The following is a 22,322-nucleotide window of genomic DNA, read 5'->3' as shown; positions in this document are numbered from 1 at the left end:
CGTAAGAACCCGAATTTATTGATTCGGGTAGCCAGTGACATTCTGGCATTGCTAAACGGACCAATGCCAGCGCGACGTGTGGCGAGGGGCCGTCGATAGGTCACGCCACATGAAGAAAGTGCTTGGCGATGCGCAAAGCTGCGAGAATTTACCGGGTCCAAAAAGCCAAAAGCCCGCAATTAAGCGGGCTCCAGGGCATTTTTTGCTAGATCGTGCCGGGAAGTGCCGGACGCGAGATCATTCCCACTCAATAGTAGCCGGCGGCTTGCTCGACACGTCATACGTCACCCGCGAAATCCCTTCGATCTCATTGATGATCCGGCCACTCACCGTCTCCAGCAGCTCATAAGGCAGGTGCGCCCAACGAGCGGTCATGAAGTCGATGGTTTCCACCGCACGCAGTGCGACGACCCAGGCGTAGCGGCGGCCGTCGCCGACGACGCCAACCGATTTGACCGGCTGGAACACCACGAACGCCTGGCTGACTTTGTGATACCAGTCGGCCTTGCGCAGTTCTTCGATGAAGATGTGGTCGGCACGACGCAGTAGGTCGGCGTATTCCTTCTTCACTTCGCCGAGGATGCGCACGCCCAGGCCTGGGCCTGGGAATGGGTGGCGGTAGACCATGTCGTACGGCAGGCCGAGTTCGAGGCCCAGGCGGCGGACTTCGTCCTTGAACAGCTCGCGCAGTGGCTCGACCAGCTTGAGGTTCATTTCTTCCGGCAGGCCGCCCACGTTGTGGTGCGACTTGATGACGTGGGCCTTGCCGCTTTTCGCGCCAGCGGACTCGATGACGTCCGGGTAGATGGTGCCTTGCGCCAGGTATTTGATGTTGTCCAGCTTGCAGGACTCGGCATCGAACACGTCGATGAAGGTACGGCCGATGATCTTGCGCTTCTTCTCTGGGTCGCTCTCGCCTTCCAGGTTGTTCAGGAACTGCTCTTCGGCATTGGCGCGGATCACCTTGACGCCCATGTTCTCGGCGAACATGGCCATCACTTGCTCGCCTTCATGCAGGCGCAGCAGGCCGTTGTCGACGAATACGCAGGTCAGTTGATCGCCGATGGCCTTGTGCAGCAACGCGGCAACGACAGACGAGTCAACGCCGCCGGACAGGCCCAGCAGGACGTTGTCGGTGCCTACCTGGGCGCGAACCTGAGCGATAGCGTCTTCAGCAATCTTCGACGGGGTCCACAGCGCTTCACAGCCGCAGATGTCGAGGATGAAGCGCGACAGGATGCGACCGCCCTGCTTGGTGTGGGTCACTTCCGGGTGGAACTGCACGCCGTAGTAACCGCGGGCGTCATCAGCCATACCGGCAATCGGGCAGCTCGGGGTACTGGCCAGAATGTGGAAGTCTTCCGGCAGTTTGGTGACCTTGTCACCGTGACTCATCCATACGTCGAGGCCAAACAGGCCGTCGGCGTCGATATGGTCTTCGATACCATCGAGCAGACGGCTTTTGCCGACTACGTCAACGCGAGCGTAGCCGAACTCGCGCAGCTCGGAACCGGCAACCTTGCCGCCCAACTGCTCGGCCATGGTCTGCATGCCGTAGCAGATACCGAACACCGGCACACCCAGGTCAAATACTGCTTGCGGGCAGCGTGGGCTGTTAGCTTCGTGTACGGACTCGGGGCCGCCGGCGAGGATCACGCCTTTTGGAGCGAATTCGCGAATCGCTTCGTCGTCCATGTCAAACGGATGCAGCTCGCAGTACACGCCGATTTCACGCACGCGGCGGGCGATCAGCTGGGTGTACTGGGAACCGAAGTCGAGGATCAGGATACGGTGGGCGTGAATGTCGAGGGCCATGACTCATTCTCGTCAAAAAACAGAAACGACACGGGGCTGCGTCAACAGCCCCGGCTATAAAAAGTGTTGGCCTGCATCGCGGCACACACCACGATGCAGTCCGGATCAACCAACGCGATAGTTCGGCGCTTCCTTGGTGATCTGCACGTCATGGACGTGGGACTCAGCCATGCCTGCGCCGGTAATGCGAACGAACTCGGGCTTGGTGCGCATCTGCTCGATGTCGGCACTGCCGGTGTAACCCATGGAGGAACGCAGACCGCCCATCAACTGATGGATGATGGCCGACAACGGACCTTTGTAGGCCACACGGCCTTCGATACCTTCCGGCACCAGTTTCTCGGCACCTGCGGACGAGTCCTGGAAATAGCGATCGGACGAGCCTTGCGCCTGGGACATCGCACCCAGCGAACCCATGCCGCGATAGGCCTTGTAGGAACGACCCTGGAACAGTTCGATCTCGCCTGGCGCTTCTTCAGTACCGGCGAACATCGAGCCCATCATCACGCAGGAGGCGCCAGCCACGATGGCCTTGGACAGGTCACCGGAGAAGCGGATACCGCCGTCGGCGATCATCGGCACGCCAGTGCCTTCAAGGGCAGCGGAGACGTTGGCGATGGCGCTGATCTGCGGCACGCCGACACCGGCAACGATGCGCGTGGTGCAGATGGAGCCTGGGCCGATACCGACCTTGACTGCATCGGCGCCTGCAGCAACCAGAGCCTTCGCAGCTTCGCCAGTGGCGATGTTGCCGCCGATAACCTGCACCTGAGGGAAGTTTTCCTTGACCCAGCGAACGCGGTCGATCACGCCTTTGGAATGGCCGTGAGCGGTGTCGACCACAACAACGTCAACGCCGGCAGCAACCAGCGCAGTGACGCGCTCGCCAGTGTCCTTGCCGGTGCCGACAGCAGCGCCGACGCGCAGGCGAGCCTGATCGTCCTTGCTGGCCAGCGGGTACGCCTTGGCTTTTTCGATGTCCTTGACGGTCATCATGCCCTTGAGCGCGAAATTGGCATCCACGATCAGGACTTTTTCCAGACGGTGTTTGTGCAGCAGCTCACGCACTTCGTTCTTGTCGGCGCCTTCACGCACGGTGACCAGACGCTCTTTGGGCGTCATCACTTCGCGGACAGGGACATCAAGACGGTTTTCGAAGCGTACGTCGCGGGACGTCACGATGCCGACCAGGTCGCCATTGTGCAGAACCGGTACGCCGGAAATGTTGTGCATGCGGGTGAGTTCGAACAGATCGCGAACAGTGGCGTCGGCTTCGATAGTGATCGGGTCTTTAACGACGCCGGCCTCGAACTTCTTGACCTTGCGCACTTCGGCAGCTTGCTGCTCGATGGTCATGTTCTTATGGATGATACCGATACCGCCTTCCTGGGCCATGGCAATTGCCAGACGGGCCTCGGTGACTGTATCCATTGCAGCAGAGACCAAAGGTATATTCAGCTCGATGCCACGGGTCAAACGGGTTTTCAGACTGACTTCGTTTGGAAGTACCTCGGAATAACCGGGCACAAGGAGAATGTCGTCGAATGTAAGGGCTTCTTGACTGATACGCAGCATCGCGGGGGCTCCCGGGCGGGAAATTGGAAGCGCGCCATTATACCTACAGACCCCGGTCGGCTCAATGTAAACCTCAGCCTATTATCCAGGCTGTTTATAGACGCACATGAACGAAGGACACCGGACGATCCAGACGTTCGGCGAAGTCATCCAGAAAGGTCTGAGTGAACGACGCATCCAGCCAGTTATTGAAGATGAAACCCAGGTTGGAAAACCCGCAGGCGTCCAGAAACAAAAAGCCGTTGATGTCATCTTCATGGCGGCATTCGGGGCAGGTGAAATTATCGGTGTGACCGGGCATCCAGTCTTCCAGGCTGTCGAACAGCGCCTCCCCCACTTCACGGCGGCACTCCGGGCAACCGGCTTCTTCGGCGAAGTCGTTCAGCGGGGTATAGATGCAGCGCTTGGTGACGATTTCCAGACCATTGACTGTTTGCCCGAAAGGCAAGGCATCGGGGTGCTTTACTACCCTTCTCGCTCCGGGTGCCACGGCGTAGGCCATCTTGTTATAGGTACGCCCGCATGTCGTCAGCTCCGGCTCGACTACATCGAGCTTGACCAGCCAGCGCAGAATCAGCCGCGCCCTGGCCTCGTGGCCGGGAAAGGTGGAAATTTGCGGGACGATGATGCTTTGGGTGTTCATAACGGAGCGTCGCTTAACGCTGTTCGAGGCCGCAGCTTAATAGGCTGATGATTCTGGTCAAGGTGAAATCATGATCGAAGTGGCGATACGGACCCGTGCGCCAGACCGGCATTGCCATTATGATGCCCGACATGATTAAAGACCCTTTCGCAAGACTCGGCCTCGAACGGGAAGTCCTTACTGTCAGCCAGCTCAACGGCCGTGCGCGGGTGTTGCTGGAGGACGTGTTCAGCAGTATCTGGGTCGAAGGCGAGATATCCAACCTCTCTCGCCCGGCGTCTGGCCATGTGTACTTCACGCTGAAGGACTCTGGCGCGCAAGTGCGTTGCGCACTGTTCCGGCAGAGCGCGGCGCGTGTGCGTCAGGCGCTCAAGGACGGCTTGCAGGTCAAGGTGCGCGGCAAGGTGTCGCTGTTTGAAGGCCGTGGCGACTACCAGCTGATTCTCGACACCGTCGAACCCGCCGGTGATGGCGCTTTGCGCTTGGCATTCGATGCGCTGAAAGCCAAGCTCAGCGACGAAGGCCTGTTCAGCGCCGAGCGCAAGATTGCCTTGCCGGTGCATCCGCAACGTATCGGCATCATCAGCTCGCCGACCGGCGCGGTAATCCGCGACATCATTAGTGTGTTCCGCCGCCGCGCACCGAGGGTCGAACTGACATTGATCCCCACCGCCGTTCAGGGGCGTGAGGCGATCAACCAGATTGTCCGCGCGCTGAAACTGGCCGACAGCAGAGGCTTCGATGCACTGATACTCGCCCGTGGCGGTGGATCGCTGGAAGACCTGTGGTGCTTCAACGAAGAAGCCGTCGCCCGCGCCATCGACGCCTGCGTGACGCCGATTGTCAGTGCTGTTGGCCATGAAACAGATGTTTCCATCAGCGATTTCGTGGCCGACGTACGAGCGCCGACGCCCTCCGCTGCCGCCGAACTGCTCGCCCCGGACTCCAGTGACCTGCATCGACGCGTCGACAGCCTGCACCGCCGACTGGTGAGCCGTATGCAGGATCGACTGATGCGCGAGCGCTTGCGTCTTGAGGGCATTTCGCGGCGTCTGCGTCATCCTGGCGAGCGCTTGCGTCAGCAGTCGCAACGGCTGGACGACCTGGACATGCGCCTGCGCCGCGCTTTCGAACAGAACATGCACCAACGTCAGGTGCGTCTCGCCCATATGCAGAGCCGTCTCGCTGCACAGCATCCGGGCCGAACCCTGGGTTTTCTGCGTCAGCGTCTGGATGCATTGGCCGAGCGTCTGCCGCGAGCCATTCGTGAACAGATCAAGGCGCGCAGGCTGCAACTGCAAAGTCAGGCGCAGACCCTCAACGTGGTCAGCCCGCTCGCCACACTGGGACGCGGTTACAGCATTCTGCTCGACGAGCGGGGCCATGCGATCCGTAATGCCGCACAAACCCGAACGGGCCAGCGACTCACCGCCAGGCTCGGCGAAGGCGAACTGCAAGTACGCGTCGAAGACAATCACCTCACGCCTGTGACCCTTTCCCTTCTGGACTGACTGCCTGATGCTACGTTTTATTGCCCCGCTGTTCGCCCTGCTCCTGTGTTTGCCCGCCCACGCCGACAGTTTCATCACCCGCGCACTCGACAAACCGGTGCCCGGTGGCGTTGCCGTAATTGATCTGGGCACTGGCGCTCAGGCGCCGACTGCCACCTATCAAGGCAAACCGGTGCTGGTGGTCAAGGAACAGGGCGCGCGATGGCTGGCCATCGTCGGCATCCCGTTGACGGTCAAACCCGGCACTCAACAAGTGACCTCGGGCGGGCGCACGCTGAACTTCACTGTCGGCAGCAAGAAATACCCGGAACAGCACATCACGCTCAAGAACAAACGTCAGGTGAACCCAAACCCTGAAGACAACAAGCGTATCGAGGGCGAACTGGCTGAACAGCTACGCGCCTACCGCAGCTTCAGCCCCGGAACGCCGAGCAACCTGATTCTGGACAAGCCAGTCAACGGACCGCTATCGAGCAGGTTCGGCGTGCGCCGGTTCTTCAACGGCGAAGAGCGCAACCCGCACTCAGGGCTGGATTTCGCTGTACCGGCCGGCACGCCGATCAAATCTCCGGCTGCGGGCAAGGTCATCCTGACCGGTAATTACTTTTTCAATGGCAACACTGTATTCGTTGACCACGGCCAAGGCTTCATCAGCATGTTTTGCCACATGTCGAAAATCGATGTGAAAGTCGGTGATCTGCTCCCTCGTGGCGGCGTGGTCGGCAAGGTCGGTGCTACCGGTCGCGCAACCGGCCCGCACATGCACTGGAACGTCAGCCTCAACGATGCGCGCGTGGACCCGGCAATCTTCATCGGAGCGTTTCAGCCGTAACACTGTTCGTCAGCAAGCGCTAAGGCGCTTGCCAACGACAGTCGTTCTTTGCGCACATCGCTTTCGACCAACAATAACCAGCAAATAAACGCTCATAACCCGCTATAAAAAATCGATAACGGCGTATTTTCGGGAATTTATCCCAATCTTTTTCAAGTGCTTGCCATCATTCATTCCAATGGTTACGGTTGGCCTCATGAAAACCTCTCAAACCCTTATTCTGTTGCGCCAACATCGGTGCCTCAGCCTGGTCAGTGCCCGACTGCCAGGCTAGATTGCTGTGCCTCGCCCCTGTGTTCGCAACCCCTGTGCTTTTTAGAACGGAAGGCCGACCCTAACCCGGCCCCGTGAATACAAAAGGATTTCCTGATGACCATGCTCAAAGACCCATCGAAGAAGTATCGCGCATTCCCGACCATCGATCTGCCTGACCGCACCTGGCCTTCGAAGACCATCGATGCAGCGCCGATCTGGTGCAGCTCCGACCTGCGCGACGGCAACCAGTCGTTGATCGAACCAATGGACGCGGCCAAGAAACTGCGCTTCTGGAAAACCTTGGTCAGCGTTGGCGTCAAGGAAATTGAGGCATCCTTTCCATCAGCTTCGCAGACTGACTTCGATTTCGTGCGTACCCTGATCGAAGACGGCCATATCCCGGATGACACCACCATTCAGGTGCTGACCCAGGCTCGCGAAGACCTGATCGCTCGCACGTTCGAATCGCTGCGTGGCGCGAAGAAAGCCATCGTCCACTTGTATAACGCGACCAGCCCGTCGTTCCGCCGCATTGTCTTCAATCAGGACAAGGCTGGCGTGAAAGAAATCGCGGTCAATGCGGCCAAGCTGTTCGTCAAATACGCTGCACAACAGCCTGAAACCCAGTGGACTTTCGAGTACTCGCCGGAAACCTTCAGCGCGACCGAGCTGGAATTTGCCAAGGAAGTCTGCGATGCCGTGATCGAGGTGTGGAACCCGACGCCCGAGAACAAGGTGATCCTCAACCTCCCGGCTACCGTGGAAGTGGCGACACCCAACATTTATGCTGACCAGATCGAATGGTTCGGCCGCAACATCACCCGCCGCGACAGCGTGCTGATCAGCCTGCACACCCATAACGACCGTGGTACAGGCGTCGCTGCTACCGAGCTTGGCCTGATGGCCGGTGCGGATCGCGTCGAAGGCTGCCTGTTCGGTAACGGCGAGCGGACCGGCAACGTCGATCTGGTCACCGTTGCATTGAACCTCTACACCCAAGGCATCGACCCGGAGCTGGACTTCTCGGATATCGACGGTGTGCGCAAGGTCGTCGAAGAGTGCAACCAGATTCCGGTTCATCCACGTCACCCATACGTTGGCGATCTGGTACACACCGCGTTCTCCGGTTCGCACCAGGACGCCATCCGCAAGGGCTTCACCCAGCAGAAGGACGGCGAGTTGTGGGAAGTGCCTTACCTACCGATTGACCCCGCCGACATTGGCCGTAGCTACGAGGCGGTGATTCGCGTCAACAGCCAGTCAGGCAAAGGCGGCATCACTTACCTGCTGGAGCAGGAATATGGCATTTCCCTGCCGCGCCGTATGCAGATCGAGTTCAGCCAGGTAGTTCAGGGTGAAACCGATCGTCTGGGCCTGGAGATGTCCGCTCAGCAGATTCATTCGCTGTTGCGCCGTGAATACCTGCAAGCCAACACACCTTACGCGCTGATCAGCCACAAGTTGCAGGAGGAGAACGGCAACAGTGCGGTCGATGCCGAAGTGCATGTGGACGGTGAAACCCAGCATTGGCGCGGCAAGGGCAAAGGCGCTCTGGAAGCGCTGGTCGCCGGTCTGCCAGTCGCCGTGGAGATCATGGACTACAACGAGCACGCCATTGGCTCGGGCACCACGGCCAAGGCCGCTGCCTACATCGAACTGCGCGTGAATGGCGAGCGTGCCGTGCATGGCGTGGGTATTGATGAAAACATTACCACCGCCAGCTTCCGGGCACTGTTCAGTGCACTGAACCGCTCGTTGAGCCAGACACAAGCCAAGGCCGCCTGAGTCTACAGGCAGGATGGCGGACGCCAGTTCGCCATCCTCACCCAAACCGACCGCGCGACTCCCCTCCTCGCCAGCCTGTTGCATTCCACGCATGACCCTGCCTGTTTCGGCATAATCTTTTTCATTTATGCTGTGGTAGCATGCTGCCTTTATTCTAGGACGGGCCAACATCCAACAGCAATTCATATGCTGACGATGCCCATCCGGACTTACCTGCCAGCTACATCTTTCCTATAAAACCAAGACGACTATTGCATTGATTTCCGGACGAAAAGAATGCTCGGGCAGACCCACCGTGCATTGAAATTACTATCGGCCTCGGTACGCTGAGCTGATCCAATCACATTTGGAGCGATTATGCCCAAGGCTTCCCATCAAGATTTGCGCCGCAGTTTCCGTGCGCTTACCTCGTCGAACTCGTGCTTTCACACCGCCTCGGTATTCGACCCCATGTCAGCGCGAATCGCAGCGGATCTGGGCTTTGAAGTAGGCATCCTCGGCGGTTCTGTCGCATCGCTGCAAGTACTGGCAGCACCTGACTTCGCACTGATCACCCTGAGCGAGTTCGTTGAACAGGCCACGCGCATCGGCCGCGTTGCGCAACTGCCGGTTATCGCGGACGCAGACCATGGTTATGGCAATGCCCTTAACGTCATGCGTACCGTTGTTGAACTGGAACGCGCCGGCATCTCGGCGTTGACGATTGAAGATACCCTGCTGCCTGCGCAGTTCGGACGCAAATCCACTGACCTGATTTCCACGGCTGAAGGTGTTGGCAAGATCCGCGCAGCACTGGAGGCACGTGTCGACCCGGAGATGTCGATTTTCGCTCGCACCAACGCGGCGATCATCCCGGTTCAGGAAGCCATCAGTCGGGTTCAGCAGTATCAGGCTGCCGGGGCTGACGGCATTACCATCGTCGGCATTCGTGACTTTGATCACCTGGCGCAGATATCCGAAGGCGTGACCGTACCGCTGATGCTGGTGACTTACGGCAACCCTGAGCTGCACGACAATGCGCGTCTTGCCGAGATGGGCGTGAGAGTCTGCGTGCATGGCCACGCTGCGTACTTTGCCGCAATCAAAGCCACCTACGACTGCTTGCGCGAGCAACGCCAGATTCTGGGCAGCGAGTCGAACATGAGCGCTACCGAATTGACCCACACCTATACGCAGCCTGAAGACTACGTAGAGTGGGCACGCAAGTTCATGAATGTGAACGAGTAAGGGCTCTGGGTGCTGTGACGCTCTGCGTCACAGATCTGCGCCAAGCTGCACACTCAAGATCGGGCGCAGAGCGTCGCACGATAGTCAGGTTATCGTTCCGCACGCTCCAGCGTGGGAACGCCTGTCGTGACGCTCTGCGTCACAGATCTGCGCGCACCACATAGCCGGGAGCAGACCCGTAACGTCAGCACCGCATGCCGACGCAGCGCGTCGGCACGACCATCATCCGTGTCAGGACATCAGGCAGTGGTATTCACGCCACCTTCAGTCTCCAGCTGCAACAACGATGCCTGCAAGGTCTGCAGGTTAGCGCTGGTGGACGCAATCTGGCCCTGAATTGCCATGGCTTTCAGGGCCTTTTCTTCCGCTGTGCCATTACCGCTTTGAGCGGCAGCCAATTGCGCCTGCTGTTGAGCCAGTTGCTTCTGGGCGTCCTTGATCTGCTGCTTTATCTGTTCGATCGTCTGATTAAGAGCCGATTTGCTGGAACCGCCAACGCTGCCCCCACCACCGGCCGCTCCGGCCTTACCGCCTTCGGTCGAGGCCTGATCAGAGGTCTTCTCTGTTTCAGTCGTGGTAGTTGCAGACTTGATTGCCTCTGCGTCGGTAGATTTAACCGCTAGGGTCAACGGGCTTGAATAGCTGTTCAATGTGGACGTATTGATGGTAATCATGGCGGTCTCCAGGTTGCCTGCACACGCTATCGGCCGACTCGTAACATTCTGAAGTAATTTTTATTGAATATTAAAAGAGTCAGCGTCCAGACCGGCTGGAAAGCGTGTGCGATAGGCTTGTAAGTCTGCCGCGCTTAACGTCGCCCTGAACACTCCATCCGCTTCGCCTGCGCCCAACAGGCTCTCGCCTTGAAAATCCAGAACCTGACTCTCACCGGTGTACGCAAAGCCCTTCCCGTCCGACCCTACCCGATTGACCGCGGCAACGTAGCACAGGTTTTCGATGGCCCTGGCGGGCAGCAGGCGGTTCCAGTGCAGACGTCGCGCGCCTGGCCAGTTGGCGGTGTACAGCAACAGGTCGGTACTTTCGGCGTCACGGCTCCAGACCGGAAAGCGCAGGTCGTAGCAGATCAGCGGGCGAATACGCCACCCATTGAGCTCAAACATCACCTGACGCTCGCCCGGCGTGTAGTGTTCGTGTTCACCCGCCATACGAAACAAGTGACGCTTGTCATAATGCAGCAACTCACCATCCGGTCGCGCCCACAGCAGACGGTTGCGATAAGTGCCATCGGCAGCGCGAATGATGACGCTGCCAGTCACCACCGCATTGATCCGCTTAGCCTGCGCCAACAGCCAGGTCGATGTAGGACCTGCCTCAGGCTCAGCCAGGGCCTCGGACTCCATCGAGAACCCGGTGGTGAACATTTCTGGCAGGATCACCAGATCAGCGCCATGCGCCTGGCCCAGCAAGTGCTCGAAATGCTCCAGGTTGGCCTCCCGATCATGCCATGCCAGAGTCGTCTGAATCAGCGCAAGGTTCAGGTTTGGCAGTTCGCTTATATCGCGCATAGTTTCTCCGCCGCCTGACGCAATGTGTCCTCTTGCTTGGCGAAGCACAGGCGGATCAGACGCTGGCCTGCTGGAGGGCTCTGGTAGAACACAGAAATCGGAATGCTCGCCACACCGTGTTCACGGGTCATCCACAGCGCCATGTCCACGTCATTCAGGTCAGGCCGTATCTGCGAATAATCGACCAACTGGAAATAAGTACCGCCAACAGGCCGGAAGCTGAAACGCGATTCAGCCAGATGACCACAGAAAAAGTCGCGCTTGGCCTGATAGAAGCCTGGCAGCTCATCGACATGCTCAGGGTGCTCGGCCATGAAATCGGCCAGCGCATACTGCAATGGCGTGACACCACAGAAACTGACGTACTGATGCACCTTGCGCAGCTCGGAAGTCAGCGCGGGCGGCGCGACCACGTAACCGGTTTTCCAGCCTGTGACGTGATATGTCTTGCCGAACGAGCTGACGACGAAGGCGCGCTGATACAGTGCCTCGTGATCAAGCACGCTGACATTGCGCGCGCCATCGAAGACCAGGTGTTCATAAACTTCATCGCTGAGCAGGTAGATATCACGATCGGCGATCAGCGCAGCCAGTCGATCAAGCTCTGCACGACTGATCAGGGCACCGCTCGGGTTGTGCGGGCTATTGATGACAATCATGCGTGTACGCGGGCTTAACGCATCGCTGAGCTTTTGCCAGTCGATGGAGAAGTCATCCAGCCCCAGTTGCACATGGACGCAGCGCCCACCGGCCAGCTCGACAGCGGGCTCGTAGCTGTCATAGCAAGGGTCGAAAATAATCACTTCGTCGCCAGTGCGAATAACGCTATGAATCGCGCAGAAAATCGCCTGCGTGGCACCGGGCGTAATGGTGATTTCGCTGTCGGGGTTAACCTCACGCCCGTAACTGCGCGCGATCTTTGCCGCGACCTGCTGACGAAGCGCAGGCAGCCCGGTCATCGGTGAGTATTGGTTATGGCCTTGAGTGACATGCCGACAGACCGCATCGCGCAGCGCCTGCGGCCCATCAAAATCGGGAAAACCCTGGGACAGGTTGATAGCGCCGGTTTCGGCGGCCAGCTGTGACATGACGGTAAAGATAGTGGTGCCCACGTTAGGCAACTTGCTGTCGATCATGGAACCCTTTCCCTGCAATCTCCCGGCACCGGGCGGCACGGGTCAGGCAGGATAGCCCATTAAACGGACACAAAAAAAGGCGCCGAAGCGCCTTTTTCCCAATGCTGACTCAGCGCTTGTCGCGGCGCTTCTTGTCGGCCTTCTTGTGGTGCGACATCATTCGACGCTTCTTGTTGACCTGACGGTCAGTCAGCGTGTTCTTATTGCCTTCATACGGGTTCTCGCCGCCCTTGAACTCGATGCGGATCGGCGTACCGACCAGCTTGAGCACGCGGCGATAGGTGTTTTCCAGATACCGGACATAGGACTTCGGTACTTTTTCGACCTGGTTGCCGTGGATTACGATCAGCGGCGGGTTGGCGCCGCCCAGGTGAGCGTAACGCAATTTGATACGGCGGCTGCCGACCATGGGTGGCGCATGCTCGCTGACCGCATCTTCCAGAATCTGGGTCAGACGGCTGGTTGGCCAGCGCGTTACGGCAGACTTGAACGAGTTCTGTACCGACTGATACAGGTTACCCACGCCCGTGCCGTGCATCGCAGAGATGAAGTGGATGTCTGCGAAGTCGACGAAGAACAACCGACGTTCCAGTTCGATCTTCACGAAATCACGTTCGCCCGGCGTCATGCCATCCCACTTGTTCAGCGCGATAACCAGAGCACGACCCGCTTCAAGTGCGAAGCCCAGCAGGTTCAGGTCGTGGTCGACCACACCTTCGCGGGCGTCCATGACAAAGATCACCACGTTGGCGTCCTTGATGGCCTGCAGCGTTTTGACCACCGAGAACTTTTCAACTTCCTCGTGGATCTTGCCGCGCTTGCGCACACCGGCAGTGTCGATCAGCGTGTACTTCTCTTCATTACGCTCGAAGGGAATGTAGATACTGTCGCGCGTGGTGCCTGGCTCGTCATAGACGATAACCCGGTCTTCACCCAGCATTCGGTTGACCAGCGTCGATTTGCCGACGTTGGGACGCCCGATGATGGCGATCTTGATGCCGTCTTTTTCGCTAGGACCAGGAATGCGCTTGGCTTCCTGACCTTCGGCAACTTCCTCGACCTCCTCGCCCTCTTCCAGCTCGTCTTCGTCCTTGGGAAACTCCCGCAGGGCGATTTCGAGCATCTGCGAGATGCCACGACCATGAGCACCGGCCACCGGAATGGCGTCGCCCAGACCCATTGGGCTGAACTCGGCACGTGCCAGGTTTTCGTCGATGTTGTCGATCTTGTTGGCAACCACGTAGGAACGCTTGTTGCGCTTGCGCAGGTGCTCACCAATCATCTGATCAGCAGCGGTGTAGCCCGCACGGGCGTCCACCAGAAACAGCACCACATCGGCTTCTTCAATGGCCAGCAGCGACTGCTCGGCCATCTTTTCGTCCATGCCATGCTCGTCACCGGAGATACCGCCGGTGTCGATCAGAATATAGGAGCGCCCTTGCCACTTCGCCTCTCCGTATTGGCGATCACGGGTAAGACCGGACAGATCACCGACAATGGCGTCGCGAGTCCTGGTCAGGCGGTTGAACATGGTGGACTTGCCGACGTTCGGTCGACCCACCAGGGCGATTACGGGAACCATGCGGCTCTCCACTTCGTTATTTCAGAAAATACAAAAGCCGCTGCAGGGCAGCGGCCGGAGTTCGGGGCGATGCCACAAAGGCACCGCAGCCTTGCCGAAGCAAGGGCACCCGGGGCCATTGGCCCCGGGCATGGACACTTATTGCTTGATGGTCAGGGCTTCCAGTTTGCCGCTGTTGCCATACACGTAAATCATGTCCCCAACCACCAGCGGACGAGCACGCAGGCCGTCGCTGTCGATACGTTCGCGACCGACAAAACGACCGTCCACCTGGCTCAACAGGTGCAGGTAGCCTTCCATGTCACCGACCGCTACATAGCTGGAATACACTTCCGGCGCGCCGAGCTGGCGGCGAGCCAGTGATTCGTTGCTCCACAGTGCAGAGGACGAACGCTCGTCGATACCTTCAACAGTGCCGGAGGCGAGGGTTGCGTAAACGCTGCCAAAGCCTTGGGCTACGCCCGAGTAGCTCGAGGCGTCACGCTGCCAGAGCACACGACCGCTTTCCAGGTCCAGACCCGCGACGCGACCCTGATAGGTAGCGACGTACAGTGTACCGCCGGAAAGCAACAGGCCGCCGTCGATATCCACGACACGATCCAGTTCCGAGCGACCTTGCGGGATGGCAACACGCTGCTCCCAGACAGGCACGCCATTGGTAATGTCCAGCGCGACGACCTTGCCGGTCGACAGACCCGCCACGGCGAGACGATTGGTTGCAAGTGGAGCACCGGTACCACGCAGGGTCAGCACCGCTGGAGTGCTTTCGTAAATCCAGAGCTGGGAACCCGTGGAGGCATCAAAGCCGACAATACGGTCATCCTGAGTCTGAACCACTACCACTGAACCGTTGGTGGCAGGCGGGGCCAGCACTTCGCTGGTGACGCGAGCGCGCCACTTTTCTTCACCGGACGTGGCGTCCATGGCAATGACTTCACCCTTGAGGGTGCCGATCATTACCAGGCCATAGCCCACGCCGACTGCACCGGAAACCGGCAGATCGAGATCCTTCTTCCAGATCACATCACCGGTCAGACGATCCAGCGATACAACTTCGCCAGTGACGTCAGCCGCATAGATGCGGTCGCCATCAATGGCCGGCACGAGCATGTTGTACGTCTTGCCCTGACCGTCGCCAATGGAACGGCTCCACTGCTTGTGCAGAACCACTTCTTCTTTGAAGTCGGTCAGCTCGGCCGGAGGCAATTCCTTTTTGCTGTTGCTGCTGCAACCCGCGGCCAGAATGGCCAGAGCCAGCAATGCTGCATGTTTCCAACGAATCACGTCACGCATCCCCTTTCGCCAGATCGTCGAGCTTCATTTGCAGGCCACCCACTGCTGCGTCTTCGGACAGAGCGGATTTGGCCTTTTGGTATGCAGCGTATGCCTCGTCGGTACGACCCAGCTGTACCAGCAGGTCACCCTTGAGTTCTTCACGACTGGCGAGGAAAGCCTTGTCGGCATCGCCGTCGAGCAGCTTCAGCGCGTCATCGGTCTTGTTCTGCGCAGCCAGCACGCGTGCCAGACGCTGACGGGCAATCTCGCCCAGCGTGTCATTGGCAGGCTTGTCGGCCACGGTTTTCAGCTCGGCTGCAGCATCGTCCAGCTTACCGGCATCGACCGCCACCTTGGCGACGAACAGGCTACCGAACTGTGCATAGGTAGTGCCACCGAATTCGCTTTTCAGTTTGCCGGATATCTCGGCGACACGTGCGGTGTCTGCCTGGCCACTGGGCGTCAGTGCGGTTTCCAGCAATTGCTGATAAAGCATCGAGGCGCCTTGCGACTGGCTGGCCTGATACCTGTGCCAGAACTGCCAACCCAAGACCACGACCAACGCAAGCAGACCACCGGTCAACAGGGGTTTGCCGTTACGCTGCCACCAGTCCTTCATTACCGCCAGCTCTTCATCTTCGGTACCCGACACCCCAATACTCCTATTCGCTAAACGGCTGTTAAATCAGCTTCAACCCTGCACAACGCAGGAGGCCAGGTGCTCTGACAGAGCGTCCCAGGCAATATTTTGTTGTTCACCCTGACCGCGCAGGGGTTTGACGCCAATGACCTTTGCCGCCAGTTCTTCTTCACCGAGAATCAGCGCATACAGCGCACCGCTCTTGTCGGCTTTCTTGAACTGGCTTTTGAAGCTGCCGGCACCGGCGTTGACCTGCAAACGCAGGCTCGGCAACTGATCGCGCACCTTTTCGGTGAGAGCCAGCGCAGCCAGCTCAGCTGCTTCGCCAAAGGCGCACAGGTAAACATCGACCTGACGGGCAATTTCTTCCGGGACCTGCCCGAGGGTTTCAAGCAACAGAACCAGACGCTCGATACCCATCGCGAAACCAACGCCGGTCGTCGGCTTGCCGCCCATCTGCTCGACCAGACCGTCATAACGACCGCCTGCACAGACCGTACCCTGAGCACCCAATTGGTCGGTAACCCACTCGAAAACGGTCTTGCTGTAATAATCCAGCCCGCGAACCAGCTTCGGGTTGATGACATAAGGAATGCCGGCTGCGTCCAGACGGGCCTTCAGGCCTTCGAAGTGAACGCGAGATTCGTCATCCAGATAATCTGCCAGCTTTGGCGCATCGACCAGCACAGCCTGGGTTTCAGGGTGTTTGGTGTCCAGCACGCGCAGCGGATTGGTTTTCAGACGACGCTGGTTGTCTTCGTCAAGTTGATCAAGACGCGCCGACAGAAACTCGACCAGCGCATCACGATAACGCGCACGCGCTTCGCTGGTGCCCAGGCTGTTCAGTTCAAGCTTGACCGCATTGCGAATGCCCAGCATGCCCCACAGGCGCCAGGTCATGACGATCAGTTCGGCATCGATGTCCGGACCGTCAAGATTGAAGACCTCGACACCAATCTGGTGAAACTGGCGATAACGGCCTTTCTGGGGACGCTCGTGACGAAACATCGGCCCGATGTACCACAGTTTCTGAACCTGACCGCCACCGGTGATGCCGTGCTCCAGGACCGCACGCACACAGGCAGCAGTACCTTCCGGACGCAGGGTCAGGGAGTCGCCGTTGCGATCGGCGAAGGTGTACATTTCCTTTTCGACGATATCGGTCACTTCACCGATGGAGCGCTTGAACAGCTCGGTGAACTCTACGATAGGCATACGAATCTGCCGGTAACCGTAGTTATCCAGCAGACGTGAAACGGTGCCTTCGAAGTGGCGCCACAGTGGCGTCTGCTCGGGCAGGATGTCGTTCATGCCACGAATGGCTTGTAGAGACTTACTCACAGAAAATCCTTAGCAATCCTGGTTAGCCGCGCACGATGACAGATGCGTCGGCTTCGGCCTTTTCAGCCGCTTTCTCGCGAATCAAGCGTTCAAGCTCGTCCACGAGATTGTCGTTGGTCAGTTTCTGCGCAGGCTTGCCGTCGATGTAAATCAGGTTCGGCGTACCACCAGTCAGGCCGATATGCGCTTCCTTGGCCTCGCCCGGACCGTTGACTACACAACCGATCACTGCGACATCAAGCGGCACCAGCAAATCTTCAAGGCGACCTTCAAGCTCGTTCATGGTCTTGACCACATCGAAGTTCTGCCGCGAGCAGCTCGGGCAGGCGATGAAGTTGATACCACGGGAACGAAGGCGTAACGATTTGAGGATGTCGTACCCGACTTTCACTTCCTCGACCGGATCAGCAGCCAGCGAGATGCGGATAGTATCGCCAATTCCTTCGGCAAGCAGCATTCCAAGACCGACAGCCGATTTCACCGTGCCTGAACGCAAGCCGCCAGCTTCGGTAATACCCAGGTGCAGCGGCTGGACGATCTGTTTGGCCAGCAGGCGGTAGGCTGCGACGGCCATGAACACATCGGACGCCTTGACGCTGACCTTGAAGTCCTGAAAGTTCAGGCGCTCCAGGTGCTCGACGTGGCGCAACGCAGACTCCACCAACGCCTCTGGCGTCGGCTCGCCGTACTTCTTCTGCAGGTCTTTTTCCAGCGACCCGGCGTTGACGCCGATGCGGATCGGAATACCGCGATCACGCGCAGCATCGACCACGGCCCGCACCCGGTCTTCACGACCGATATTGCCCGGATTGATACGCAGGCAGTCGACACCCAGTTCAGCCACACGCAATGCGATGCGATAGTCGAAGTGGATGTCGGCGACCAATGGCACTTTGACCAGTTGCTTGATGCGACCAAAGGCTTCGGCAGCGTCCATGTCCGGTACAGAAACACGCACGATGTCGACACCAGCAGCTTCCAGACGGTTGATCTGGGCGACAGTGGCCGCAACATCGTTGGTATCGCTGTTGGTCATGCTCTGCACGGCAATCGGCGCATCACCGCCGACCGGTACGGAACCGACCCATATTTTTCGGGATTCGCGACGCTTGATTGGAGATTCGCCGTGCATGACTTATTGCCCTAGCTTCAGGCGAGCAGTTTCGCCGCTGGTAAAAGGTGCCACGTCTACAGGCTGACCGTTGTAGCTGACCTGCGCGCCGCGTGCGTAGCCCAGGCGCAGCGTCAATGGCGGCTTGCCGCTGACATCCAGGCTGTCGCCCTTGCGCTTAAGGCCGCTGACCAGCACCTTGCCGTTTCCGTCAGTGACCTGGGTCCAGCAATCGGCGACGAACTGCACAGTAACCTGACCGGCCCCGGCCATGACTGGCGCTGGCTGCTCGGCTGGTGCGGCCGGCATCGACGGTACGGTCGGCGCAGCGACAGGCGCTTGTGGAGCATTTGCTGGCGGCGTAGCGGTGGCCGGTGTCTGCGCAGGCGCATGACTCGTAACACCTGCAGTAGGAGCAGCAGGCGTCGCGCCCGGCGATTCACTGGCAGGCGCACCGGTGTTCAACGGCAGCGAAGTCTGTCCGGCAGTAGGCGTTTCGGCCACTGCGGGCTCTTCCGGCTCGTCCAGCGGGTGAATCTGAGTGGTGCCGTCGGCGCTTTCGACCTCGACGTGCTCCATGTTCAGCCCGGACTGGTCCCTGCCACGCAGAGAAGCCTGATCCTGCCACCAGAAGAAACCGCCACCGACCAGAAGCACCAGCAACAACAGGCTGACGATACGCAGGATGTTGTGTGACAGCCTGACCGGCTCTTCGATACGGCCCAATGCGTGGACCGAACTGCCCTTGCCATCGGTGCCGGTGAACTGGTCGAACTGTTCGACCAGCGCCGCCTGATCGAGGTCAAGCAGCTTGGCGTAGGCGCGTACATACCCCCGGGCAAACGTATGCCCAGGCAGCTTTTCAAAATGTCCGTTCTCCAGATTGCTCAGGGAGGTCACGGTGAGGTTCAGTCTCAAAGCCACATCTGGCAGCGACCAGCTCCTGCTCTCGCGGACCTGGCGCAGGGTTTCTCCAGGGTTCACGCGGGTGGTTGCTACAACTTCGGGATGCGCCGCTTTCATCATTGCTCCGACAGGTATTGCTGATATTCCGGCGTACCGGGATAGAGTCTTTTCAACAGCAGACCAAAACTGGCCGCCTTGTTACGATCATCATAGATCTTCGCCAGGCGTGTACCGAGCAATAGACTACGTGCATTTTGCTCGCTGAGTTGGCTAAAACGGTCGTAATAATCACGCGCCGGCACATATTGCTTGTCTTCGTAGGATATCTGCGCCATTTCCAGCAAGGACCTTGGCAACTGACGGTCCAGGCGCAACGCCTTGGTAAAATGCTCACGGGCCTGCTCGCGATTACCCAGCTTCAGCGAAGTCATGCCCAGGCTCTCAAAGACTCGCGACCGCTCAGGATACAGGTTGTCGGCAGCGGCCTGTTCAAAACGCTCGTAGGCTTCCTTGTAACGCTTTTGTTCGAACAGAAAACTGCCGTAATTATTGACGATGCGTGTTTCGTTGTTACTGGAAGCCAGCGCCTTGCGAAAGTACTGCTCTGCAAGCTCCGGCTCCATCTCGGTCTGGAACACCAGCGCCAGTGCGGCATTGGCCTGCGCGTCGGAACTGTCCAGCTCGAGCGCCTTTTTCAGCGGAACCTTGGCGCGCTCGGTCTGCCCCTGCTGAAAGTAACCCAACCCAAGCTGCACATATGCTTTGCGCGCTTCCTCACGCCCCTGCGCCGTTGTCATCGGGTTTACGTTGCCGGTGGATACGCACGCCGTCAGCAACATGACAACACATAGCAACAGCGAGGCACGCACAGACATGGAGTCTCTCTCGATCAGGTTGGCAGTCAGGTTCGAGTCGCCGCAACCGGGGCCGTCTCGGCCTCGGCGCTCAACTCACGCACAGCAATGTAGCGTTCACTACGGCGTGTACGGTCCATCACCTGCCCGACCAGCTGGCCGCATGCTGCATCAATGTCTTCACCGCGCGTGGTGCGCACAGTGACGTTATAACCAGCCTGATGCAACAGGTCCTGAAAACGACGGATCGCGTTATTGCTGGGACGCTCGTAACCGGAGTGCGGAAACGGGTTGAACGGGATCAGGTTGATCTTGCAAGGCGTGTCCTTGAGCAGCTCGATCATCTCGACGGCGTGTTCAACCTTGTCGTTGATGTCCTTGAGCATGGTGTATTCGATGGTGAGCACACGCTTTTCGCCCAGACTGGACATGTAACGGCGGCAGGAATCAAGGAGCATTTGCAGCGGGTATTTCTTGTTGATCGGCACCAGCTGGTTACGCAGCGCATCGTTCGGTGCGTGCAGCGACAAGGCCAGGGAAACATCGATATGCTTGGAAAGCTCATCGATCATTGGTACCACGCCGGAGGTGGACAACGTCACCCGGCGCTTGGAAATGCCATACCCCAGGTCATCCATCATCAGATGCATGGCAGCAATGACATTGTCGAAGTTCAGCAGCGGCTCACCCATGCCCATCATCACCACGTTGGTGATGGCACGGTCGACGGTCGCCGGTACGCTGCCAAAGGATTTGTTGGCAATCCACACCTGACCGATGACTTCGGCGGCGGTGAGGTTGCTGTTGAAGCCTTGCTTGCCCGTGGAACAGAAGCTGCAATCCAGGGCACAGCCCGCCTGAGACGAAACACACAAGGTGCCACGCTTGCCCTGCGGAATGTAGACGGTCTCGACACAGCTGCCGGACTCTACGCGCACCACCCATTTACGGGTGCCGTCGCTGGAGATGTCCTCGCTGACCACTTCGGGACCGCGAACTTCGGCACAGGCCTTGAGCTTTTCGCGCAGGGCCTTGCTGACGTTCGTCATCGCGTCGAAATCGTCGACACCGAAGTGGTGAATCCACTTCATGACCTGACCGGCACGGAAGCGCTTCTCCCCGATAGAGTCGAAGAATTTCTCCATTTCCTGTTGAGTCAGCCCCAGCAGGTTGGTTTTACCAGTCGATGCAATCATGAATTCACCCTTCACTCGTCAGTCAAAAATGACTTAGCGAGCGGTTACTTCGGTAGCTGCGAAGAAGTACGAGATTTCGCGAGCGGCGGCGGCTTCCGAATCGGAGCCGTGAACAGCGTTGGCGTCGATGGAGTCAGCGAAATCAGCGCGGATGGTGCCGGCAGCAGCTTCTTTAGGGTTGGTAGCGCCCATCAGCTCACGGTTCAGAGCGATAGCGTTTTCGCCTTCCAGAACCTGAACAACAACCGGACCGGAGATCATGAAAGCAACCAGGTCGCCGAAGAAACCGCGAGCGCTGTGCTCAGCGTAGAAACCTTCAGCTTCGGCCTTGGACAGTTGCTTCAGCTTGGAAGCGACAACGCGCAGACCGGCTTTTTCGAAACGAGTGGTGATCTCGCCGATTACGTTCTTGGCAACGGCGTCAGGCTTGATGATGGAGAAAGTACGTTGAACAGCCATGGTGAAACTCCAGAAGCAGTGATTGAAGCGAAAAATTAAACCCGCGAATTATACGCGGGTTCTGGTGTATTGCCTAACTGCGTACGTTACTGAACGTCAATCGGCCTCTTCGATCCATAACCCCTGGATCGCCTCGAGAACCTTTTCCCCACTACGGTCCGGGTGGTCATCGAACTCAGGCAAGGCCATGACCAGATTACGCAGCCTGGGAAAACTGACAGTCAGCGGATCGACATCCGGGTGGCTTTCAGCCAGCTGGATGGCGATTTCCTGCACATCAACCCATTTGAGACTCATGAGCAATCCTTGAATCAGTGTGGCGCTTCAGCGGCGTGGTTGAGCGAATACTTGGGTATTTCGACCGTGAGGTCCTCGTTGCCGACAATGGCCTGACAGGACAGACGCGATTGCGCTTCCAGCCCCCACGCCTTGTCGAGCATGTCTTCTTCCAGTTCATCGGCTTCATTCAGCGAACCGAAACCTTCGCGAATGATGCAATGGCAGGTGGTACAGGCACACACGCCACCACAGGCGCTTTCAATCTCGATGTGGTGCTCGTGGGCAATCTCGAGAATAGACGTGCCCGGCTCCACTTCTACAACCAGCCCGTCCGGACAATGCTCGGCGTGGGGCAGAAAAATCACCTGCGGCAT

21 protein-coding genes are annotated in these 22,322 nt (G+C 58.6%); 4 read left to right on the top strand and 17 right to left on the bottom strand.

Annotated elements, in window-relative coordinates:
- Positions 1-237: 237 nt before the first annotated feature.
- The 3 genes from guaA to FFH21_RS06920 form a co-directional block, all read right to left on the bottom strand.
- Positions 238-1,815: a glutamine-hydrolyzing GMP synthase gene (gene guaA, locus FFH21_RS06930; protein WP_004656303.1), complete on the bottom strand. Its 1,578-nt coding sequence runs from the start codon at positions 1,813-1,815 to the stop codon at positions 238-240.
- Positions 1,816-1,920: 105 nt separating this feature from the next.
- Complete coding sequence (gene guaB, locus FFH21_RS06925; protein WP_004666065.1) at positions 1,921-3,390, bottom strand: IMP dehydrogenase; 1,470 nt, start codon at positions 3,388-3,390, stop codon at positions 1,921-1,923.
- Between the two features lie 94 nt (positions 3,391-3,484).
- Positions 3,485-4,033 carry a hypothetical protein gene (locus tag FFH21_RS06920; protein WP_004666066.1) on the bottom strand — a complete coding sequence of 183 codons (549 nt, stop codon included), beginning with the start codon at positions 4,031-4,033 and terminating at the stop codon, positions 3,485-3,487.
- Between the two features lie 131 nt (positions 4,034-4,164).
- Between FFH21_RS06920 and xseA the strand changes: the two genes are divergently transcribed.
- The 4 genes from xseA to FFH21_RS06900 all read left to right on the top strand — a co-directional run bounded on the left by xseA (position 4,165) and on the right by FFH21_RS06900 (position 9,643).
- On the top strand, positions 4,165-5,544 hold the full coding sequence (gene xseA / locus FFH21_RS06915; protein ID WP_011168003.1) for an exodeoxyribonuclease VII large subunit: 1,380 nt from the start codon (positions 4,165-4,167) through the stop codon (positions 5,542-5,544).
- A 7-nt stretch (positions 5,545-5,551) separates the two neighbouring features.
- Complete coding sequence (locus FFH21_RS06910) at positions 5,552-6,376, top strand: peptidoglycan DD-metalloendopeptidase family protein (RefSeq protein WP_011168002.1); 825 nt, start codon at positions 5,552-5,554, stop codon at positions 6,374-6,376.
- 369 nt (positions 6,377-6,745) lie between these two features.
- Positions 6,746-8,416 carry a 2-isopropylmalate synthase gene (gene leuA / locus FFH21_RS06905; protein WP_004667426.1) on the top strand — a complete coding sequence of 557 codons (1,671 nt, stop codon included), beginning with the start codon at positions 6,746-6,748 and terminating at the stop codon, positions 8,414-8,416.
- 357 nt (positions 8,417-8,773) lie between these two features.
- Positions 8,774-9,643, top strand: a complete 870-nt coding sequence (locus tag FFH21_RS06900; RefSeq protein WP_002552494.1) for an oxaloacetate decarboxylase — start codon at positions 8,774-8,776, stop codon at positions 9,641-9,643.
- A gap of 239 nt (positions 9,644-9,882) precedes the next feature.
- Here the strand turns inward: FFH21_RS06900 and FFH21_RS06890 are convergent, their stop codons facing one another.
- The 14 genes from FFH21_RS06890 to fdx form a co-directional block, all read right to left on the bottom strand.
- On the bottom strand, positions 9,883-10,317 hold the full coding sequence (locus FFH21_RS06890) for a hypothetical protein (RefSeq protein ID WP_011168001.1): 435 nt from the start codon (positions 10,315-10,317) through the stop codon (positions 9,883-9,885).
- A gap of 60 nt (positions 10,318-10,377) precedes the next feature.
- Positions 10,378-11,169 (bottom strand): amidohydrolase, encoded by a 792-nt coding sequence (locus tag FFH21_RS06885; RefSeq protein WP_004666069.1) that lies wholly within the window; start codon positions 11,167-11,169, stop codon positions 10,378-10,380.
- On the bottom strand, positions 11,157-12,305 hold the full coding sequence (locus FFH21_RS06880) for a pyridoxal phosphate-dependent aminotransferase (protein ID WP_011168000.1): 1,149 nt from the start codon (positions 12,303-12,305) through the stop codon (positions 11,157-11,159). Before FFH21_RS06880 ends, FFH21_RS06885 begins: the two co-directional genes overlap by 13 nt.
- Positions 12,306-12,414: 109 nt before the next feature.
- The gene (gene der / locus FFH21_RS06875) at positions 12,415-13,887 is read right to left on the bottom strand and encodes a ribosome biogenesis GTPase Der (protein ID WP_004666071.1); all 1,473 of its coding nucleotides are present in this window, start codon (positions 13,885-13,887) and stop codon (positions 12,415-12,417) included.
- Between the two features lie 138 nt (positions 13,888-14,025).
- On the bottom strand, positions 14,026-15,180 hold the full coding sequence (gene bamB, locus FFH21_RS06870; protein WP_004666072.1) for an outer membrane protein assembly factor BamB: 1,155 nt from the start codon (positions 15,178-15,180) through the stop codon (positions 14,026-14,028).
- Positions 15,173-15,814 (bottom strand): tetratricopeptide repeat protein, encoded by a 642-nt coding sequence (locus tag FFH21_RS06865; RefSeq protein WP_002552488.1) that lies wholly within the window; start codon positions 15,812-15,814, stop codon positions 15,173-15,175. Before FFH21_RS06865 ends, bamB begins: the two co-directional genes overlap by 8 nt.
- A 39-nt stretch (positions 15,815-15,853) precedes the next feature.
- Positions 15,854-17,143: a histidine--tRNA ligase gene (gene hisS / locus FFH21_RS06860; RefSeq protein ID WP_004656276.1), complete on the bottom strand. Its 1,290-nt coding sequence runs from the start codon at positions 17,141-17,143 to the stop codon at positions 15,854-15,856.
- A gap of 22 nt (positions 17,144-17,165) precedes the next feature.
- Positions 17,166-18,275 carry a flavodoxin-dependent (E)-4-hydroxy-3-methylbut-2-enyl-diphosphate synthase gene (gene ispG, locus FFH21_RS06855; protein WP_004656273.1) on the bottom strand — a complete coding sequence of 370 codons (1,110 nt, stop codon included), beginning with the start codon at positions 18,273-18,275 and terminating at the stop codon, positions 17,166-17,168.
- A gap of 3 nt (positions 18,276-18,278) precedes the next feature.
- A complete protein-coding gene (locus FFH21_RS06850; protein WP_004667423.1) occupies positions 18,279-19,277 on the bottom strand; it encodes a RodZ family helix-turn-helix domain-containing protein in 999 nt (332 codons plus the stop codon).
- Positions 19,277-20,035, bottom strand: a complete 759-nt coding sequence (pilW, locus tag FFH21_RS06845; protein WP_004656269.1) for a type IV pilus biogenesis/stability protein PilW — start codon at positions 20,033-20,035, stop codon at positions 19,277-19,279. Before pilW ends, FFH21_RS06850 begins: the two co-directional genes overlap by 1 nt.
- A 26-nt stretch (positions 20,036-20,061) precedes the next feature.
- Positions 20,062-21,210 (bottom strand): 23S rRNA (adenine(2503)-C(2))-methyltransferase RlmN, encoded by a 1,149-nt coding sequence (gene rlmN, locus FFH21_RS06840; protein ID WP_002552483.1) that lies wholly within the window; start codon positions 21,208-21,210, stop codon positions 20,062-20,064.
- Between the two features lie 33 nt (positions 21,211-21,243).
- Positions 21,244-21,669, bottom strand: a complete 426-nt coding sequence (gene ndk / locus FFH21_RS06835) for a nucleoside-diphosphate kinase (RefSeq protein ID WP_002552482.1) — start codon at positions 21,667-21,669, stop codon at positions 21,244-21,246.
- Positions 21,670-21,765: 96 nt separating this feature from the next.
- Entirely contained in the window at positions 21,766-21,966 is a 201-nt protein-coding gene (gene iscX, locus FFH21_RS06830) for a Fe-S cluster assembly protein IscX (RefSeq protein WP_002552481.1), read from the bottom strand.
- Positions 21,967-21,980: 14 nt separating this feature from the next.
- Entirely contained in the window at positions 21,981-22,322 is a 342-nt protein-coding gene (fdx, locus tag FFH21_RS06825) for an ISC system 2Fe-2S type ferredoxin (protein WP_004656265.1), read from the bottom strand.

This window comes from Pseudomonas sp. KBS0707 (genome assembly GCF_005937945.2).
In the GTDB taxonomy this organism is placed as follows: Bacteria; Pseudomonadota; Gammaproteobacteria; order Pseudomonadales; family Pseudomonadaceae; genus Aquipseudomonas; species Aquipseudomonas amygdali.
This window is presented reverse-complemented; position numbering and strand designations above follow the sequence as displayed.

Coding starts and splice junctions, on each gene's coding strand:
- FFH21_RS06890 (WP_011168001.1), bottom strand. CDS start 10,317: ATGATTACCATCAATACGTCCACATTGAACAGCTATTCAAGCCCGTTG.
- fdx (WP_004656265.1), bottom strand. CDS start 22,322: ATGCCGCAGGTGATTTTTCTGCCCCACGCCGAGCATTGTCCGGACGGG.
- ndk (WP_002552482.1), bottom strand. CDS start 21,669: ATGGCTGTTCAACGTACTTTCTCCATCATCAAGCCTGACGCCGTTGCC.
- iscX (WP_002552481.1), bottom strand. CDS start 21,966: ATGAGTCTCAAATGGGTTGATGTGCAGGAAATCGCCATCCAGCTGGCT.
- bamB (WP_004666072.1), bottom strand. CDS start 15,180: ATGCGTGACGTGATTCGTTGGAAACATGCAGCATTGCTGGCTCTGGCC.
- FFH21_RS06920 (WP_004666066.1), bottom strand. CDS start 4,033: ATGAACACCCAAAGCATCATCGTCCCGCAAATTTCCACCTTTCCCGGC.
- FFH21_RS06910 (WP_011168002.1), top strand. CDS start 5,552: ATGCTACGTTTTATTGCCCCGCTGTTCGCCCTGCTCCTGTGTTTGCCC.
- guaB (WP_004666065.1), bottom strand. CDS start 3,390: ATGCTGCGTATCAGTCAAGAAGCCCTTACATTCGACGACATTCTCCTT.
- FFH21_RS06880 (WP_011168000.1), bottom strand. CDS start 12,305: ATGATCGACAGCAAGTTGCCTAACGTGGGCACCACTATCTTTACCGTC.
- FFH21_RS06900 (WP_002552494.1), top strand. CDS start 8,774: ATGCCCAAGGCTTCCCATCAAGATTTGCGCCGCAGTTTCCGTGCGCTT.
- ispG (WP_004656273.1), bottom strand. CDS start 18,275: ATGCACGGCGAATCTCCAATCAAGCGTCGCGAATCCCGAAAAATATGG.
- FFH21_RS06850 (WP_004667423.1), bottom strand. CDS start 19,277: ATGAAAGCGGCGCATCCCGAAGTTGTAGCAACCACCCGCGTGAACCCT.
- rlmN (WP_002552483.1), bottom strand. CDS start 21,210: ATGATTGCATCGACTGGTAAAACCAACCTGCTGGGGCTGACTCAACAG.
- FFH21_RS06885 (WP_004666069.1), bottom strand. CDS start 11,169: ATGCGCGATATAAGCGAACTGCCAAACCTGAACCTTGCGCTGATTCAG.
- der (WP_004666071.1), bottom strand. CDS start 13,887: ATGGTTCCCGTAATCGCCCTGGTGGGTCGACCGAACGTCGGCAAGTCC.
- guaA (WP_004656303.1), bottom strand. CDS start 1,815: ATGGCCCTCGACATTCACGCCCACCGTATCCTGATCCTCGACTTCGGT.
- pilW (WP_004656269.1), bottom strand. CDS start 20,035: ATGTCTGTGCGTGCCTCGCTGTTGCTATGTGTTGTCATGTTGCTGACG.
- xseA (WP_011168003.1), top strand. CDS start 4,165: ATGATTAAAGACCCTTTCGCAAGACTCGGCCTCGAACGGGAAGTCCTT.
- leuA (WP_004667426.1), top strand. CDS start 6,746: ATGACCATGCTCAAAGACCCATCGAAGAAGTATCGCGCATTCCCGACC.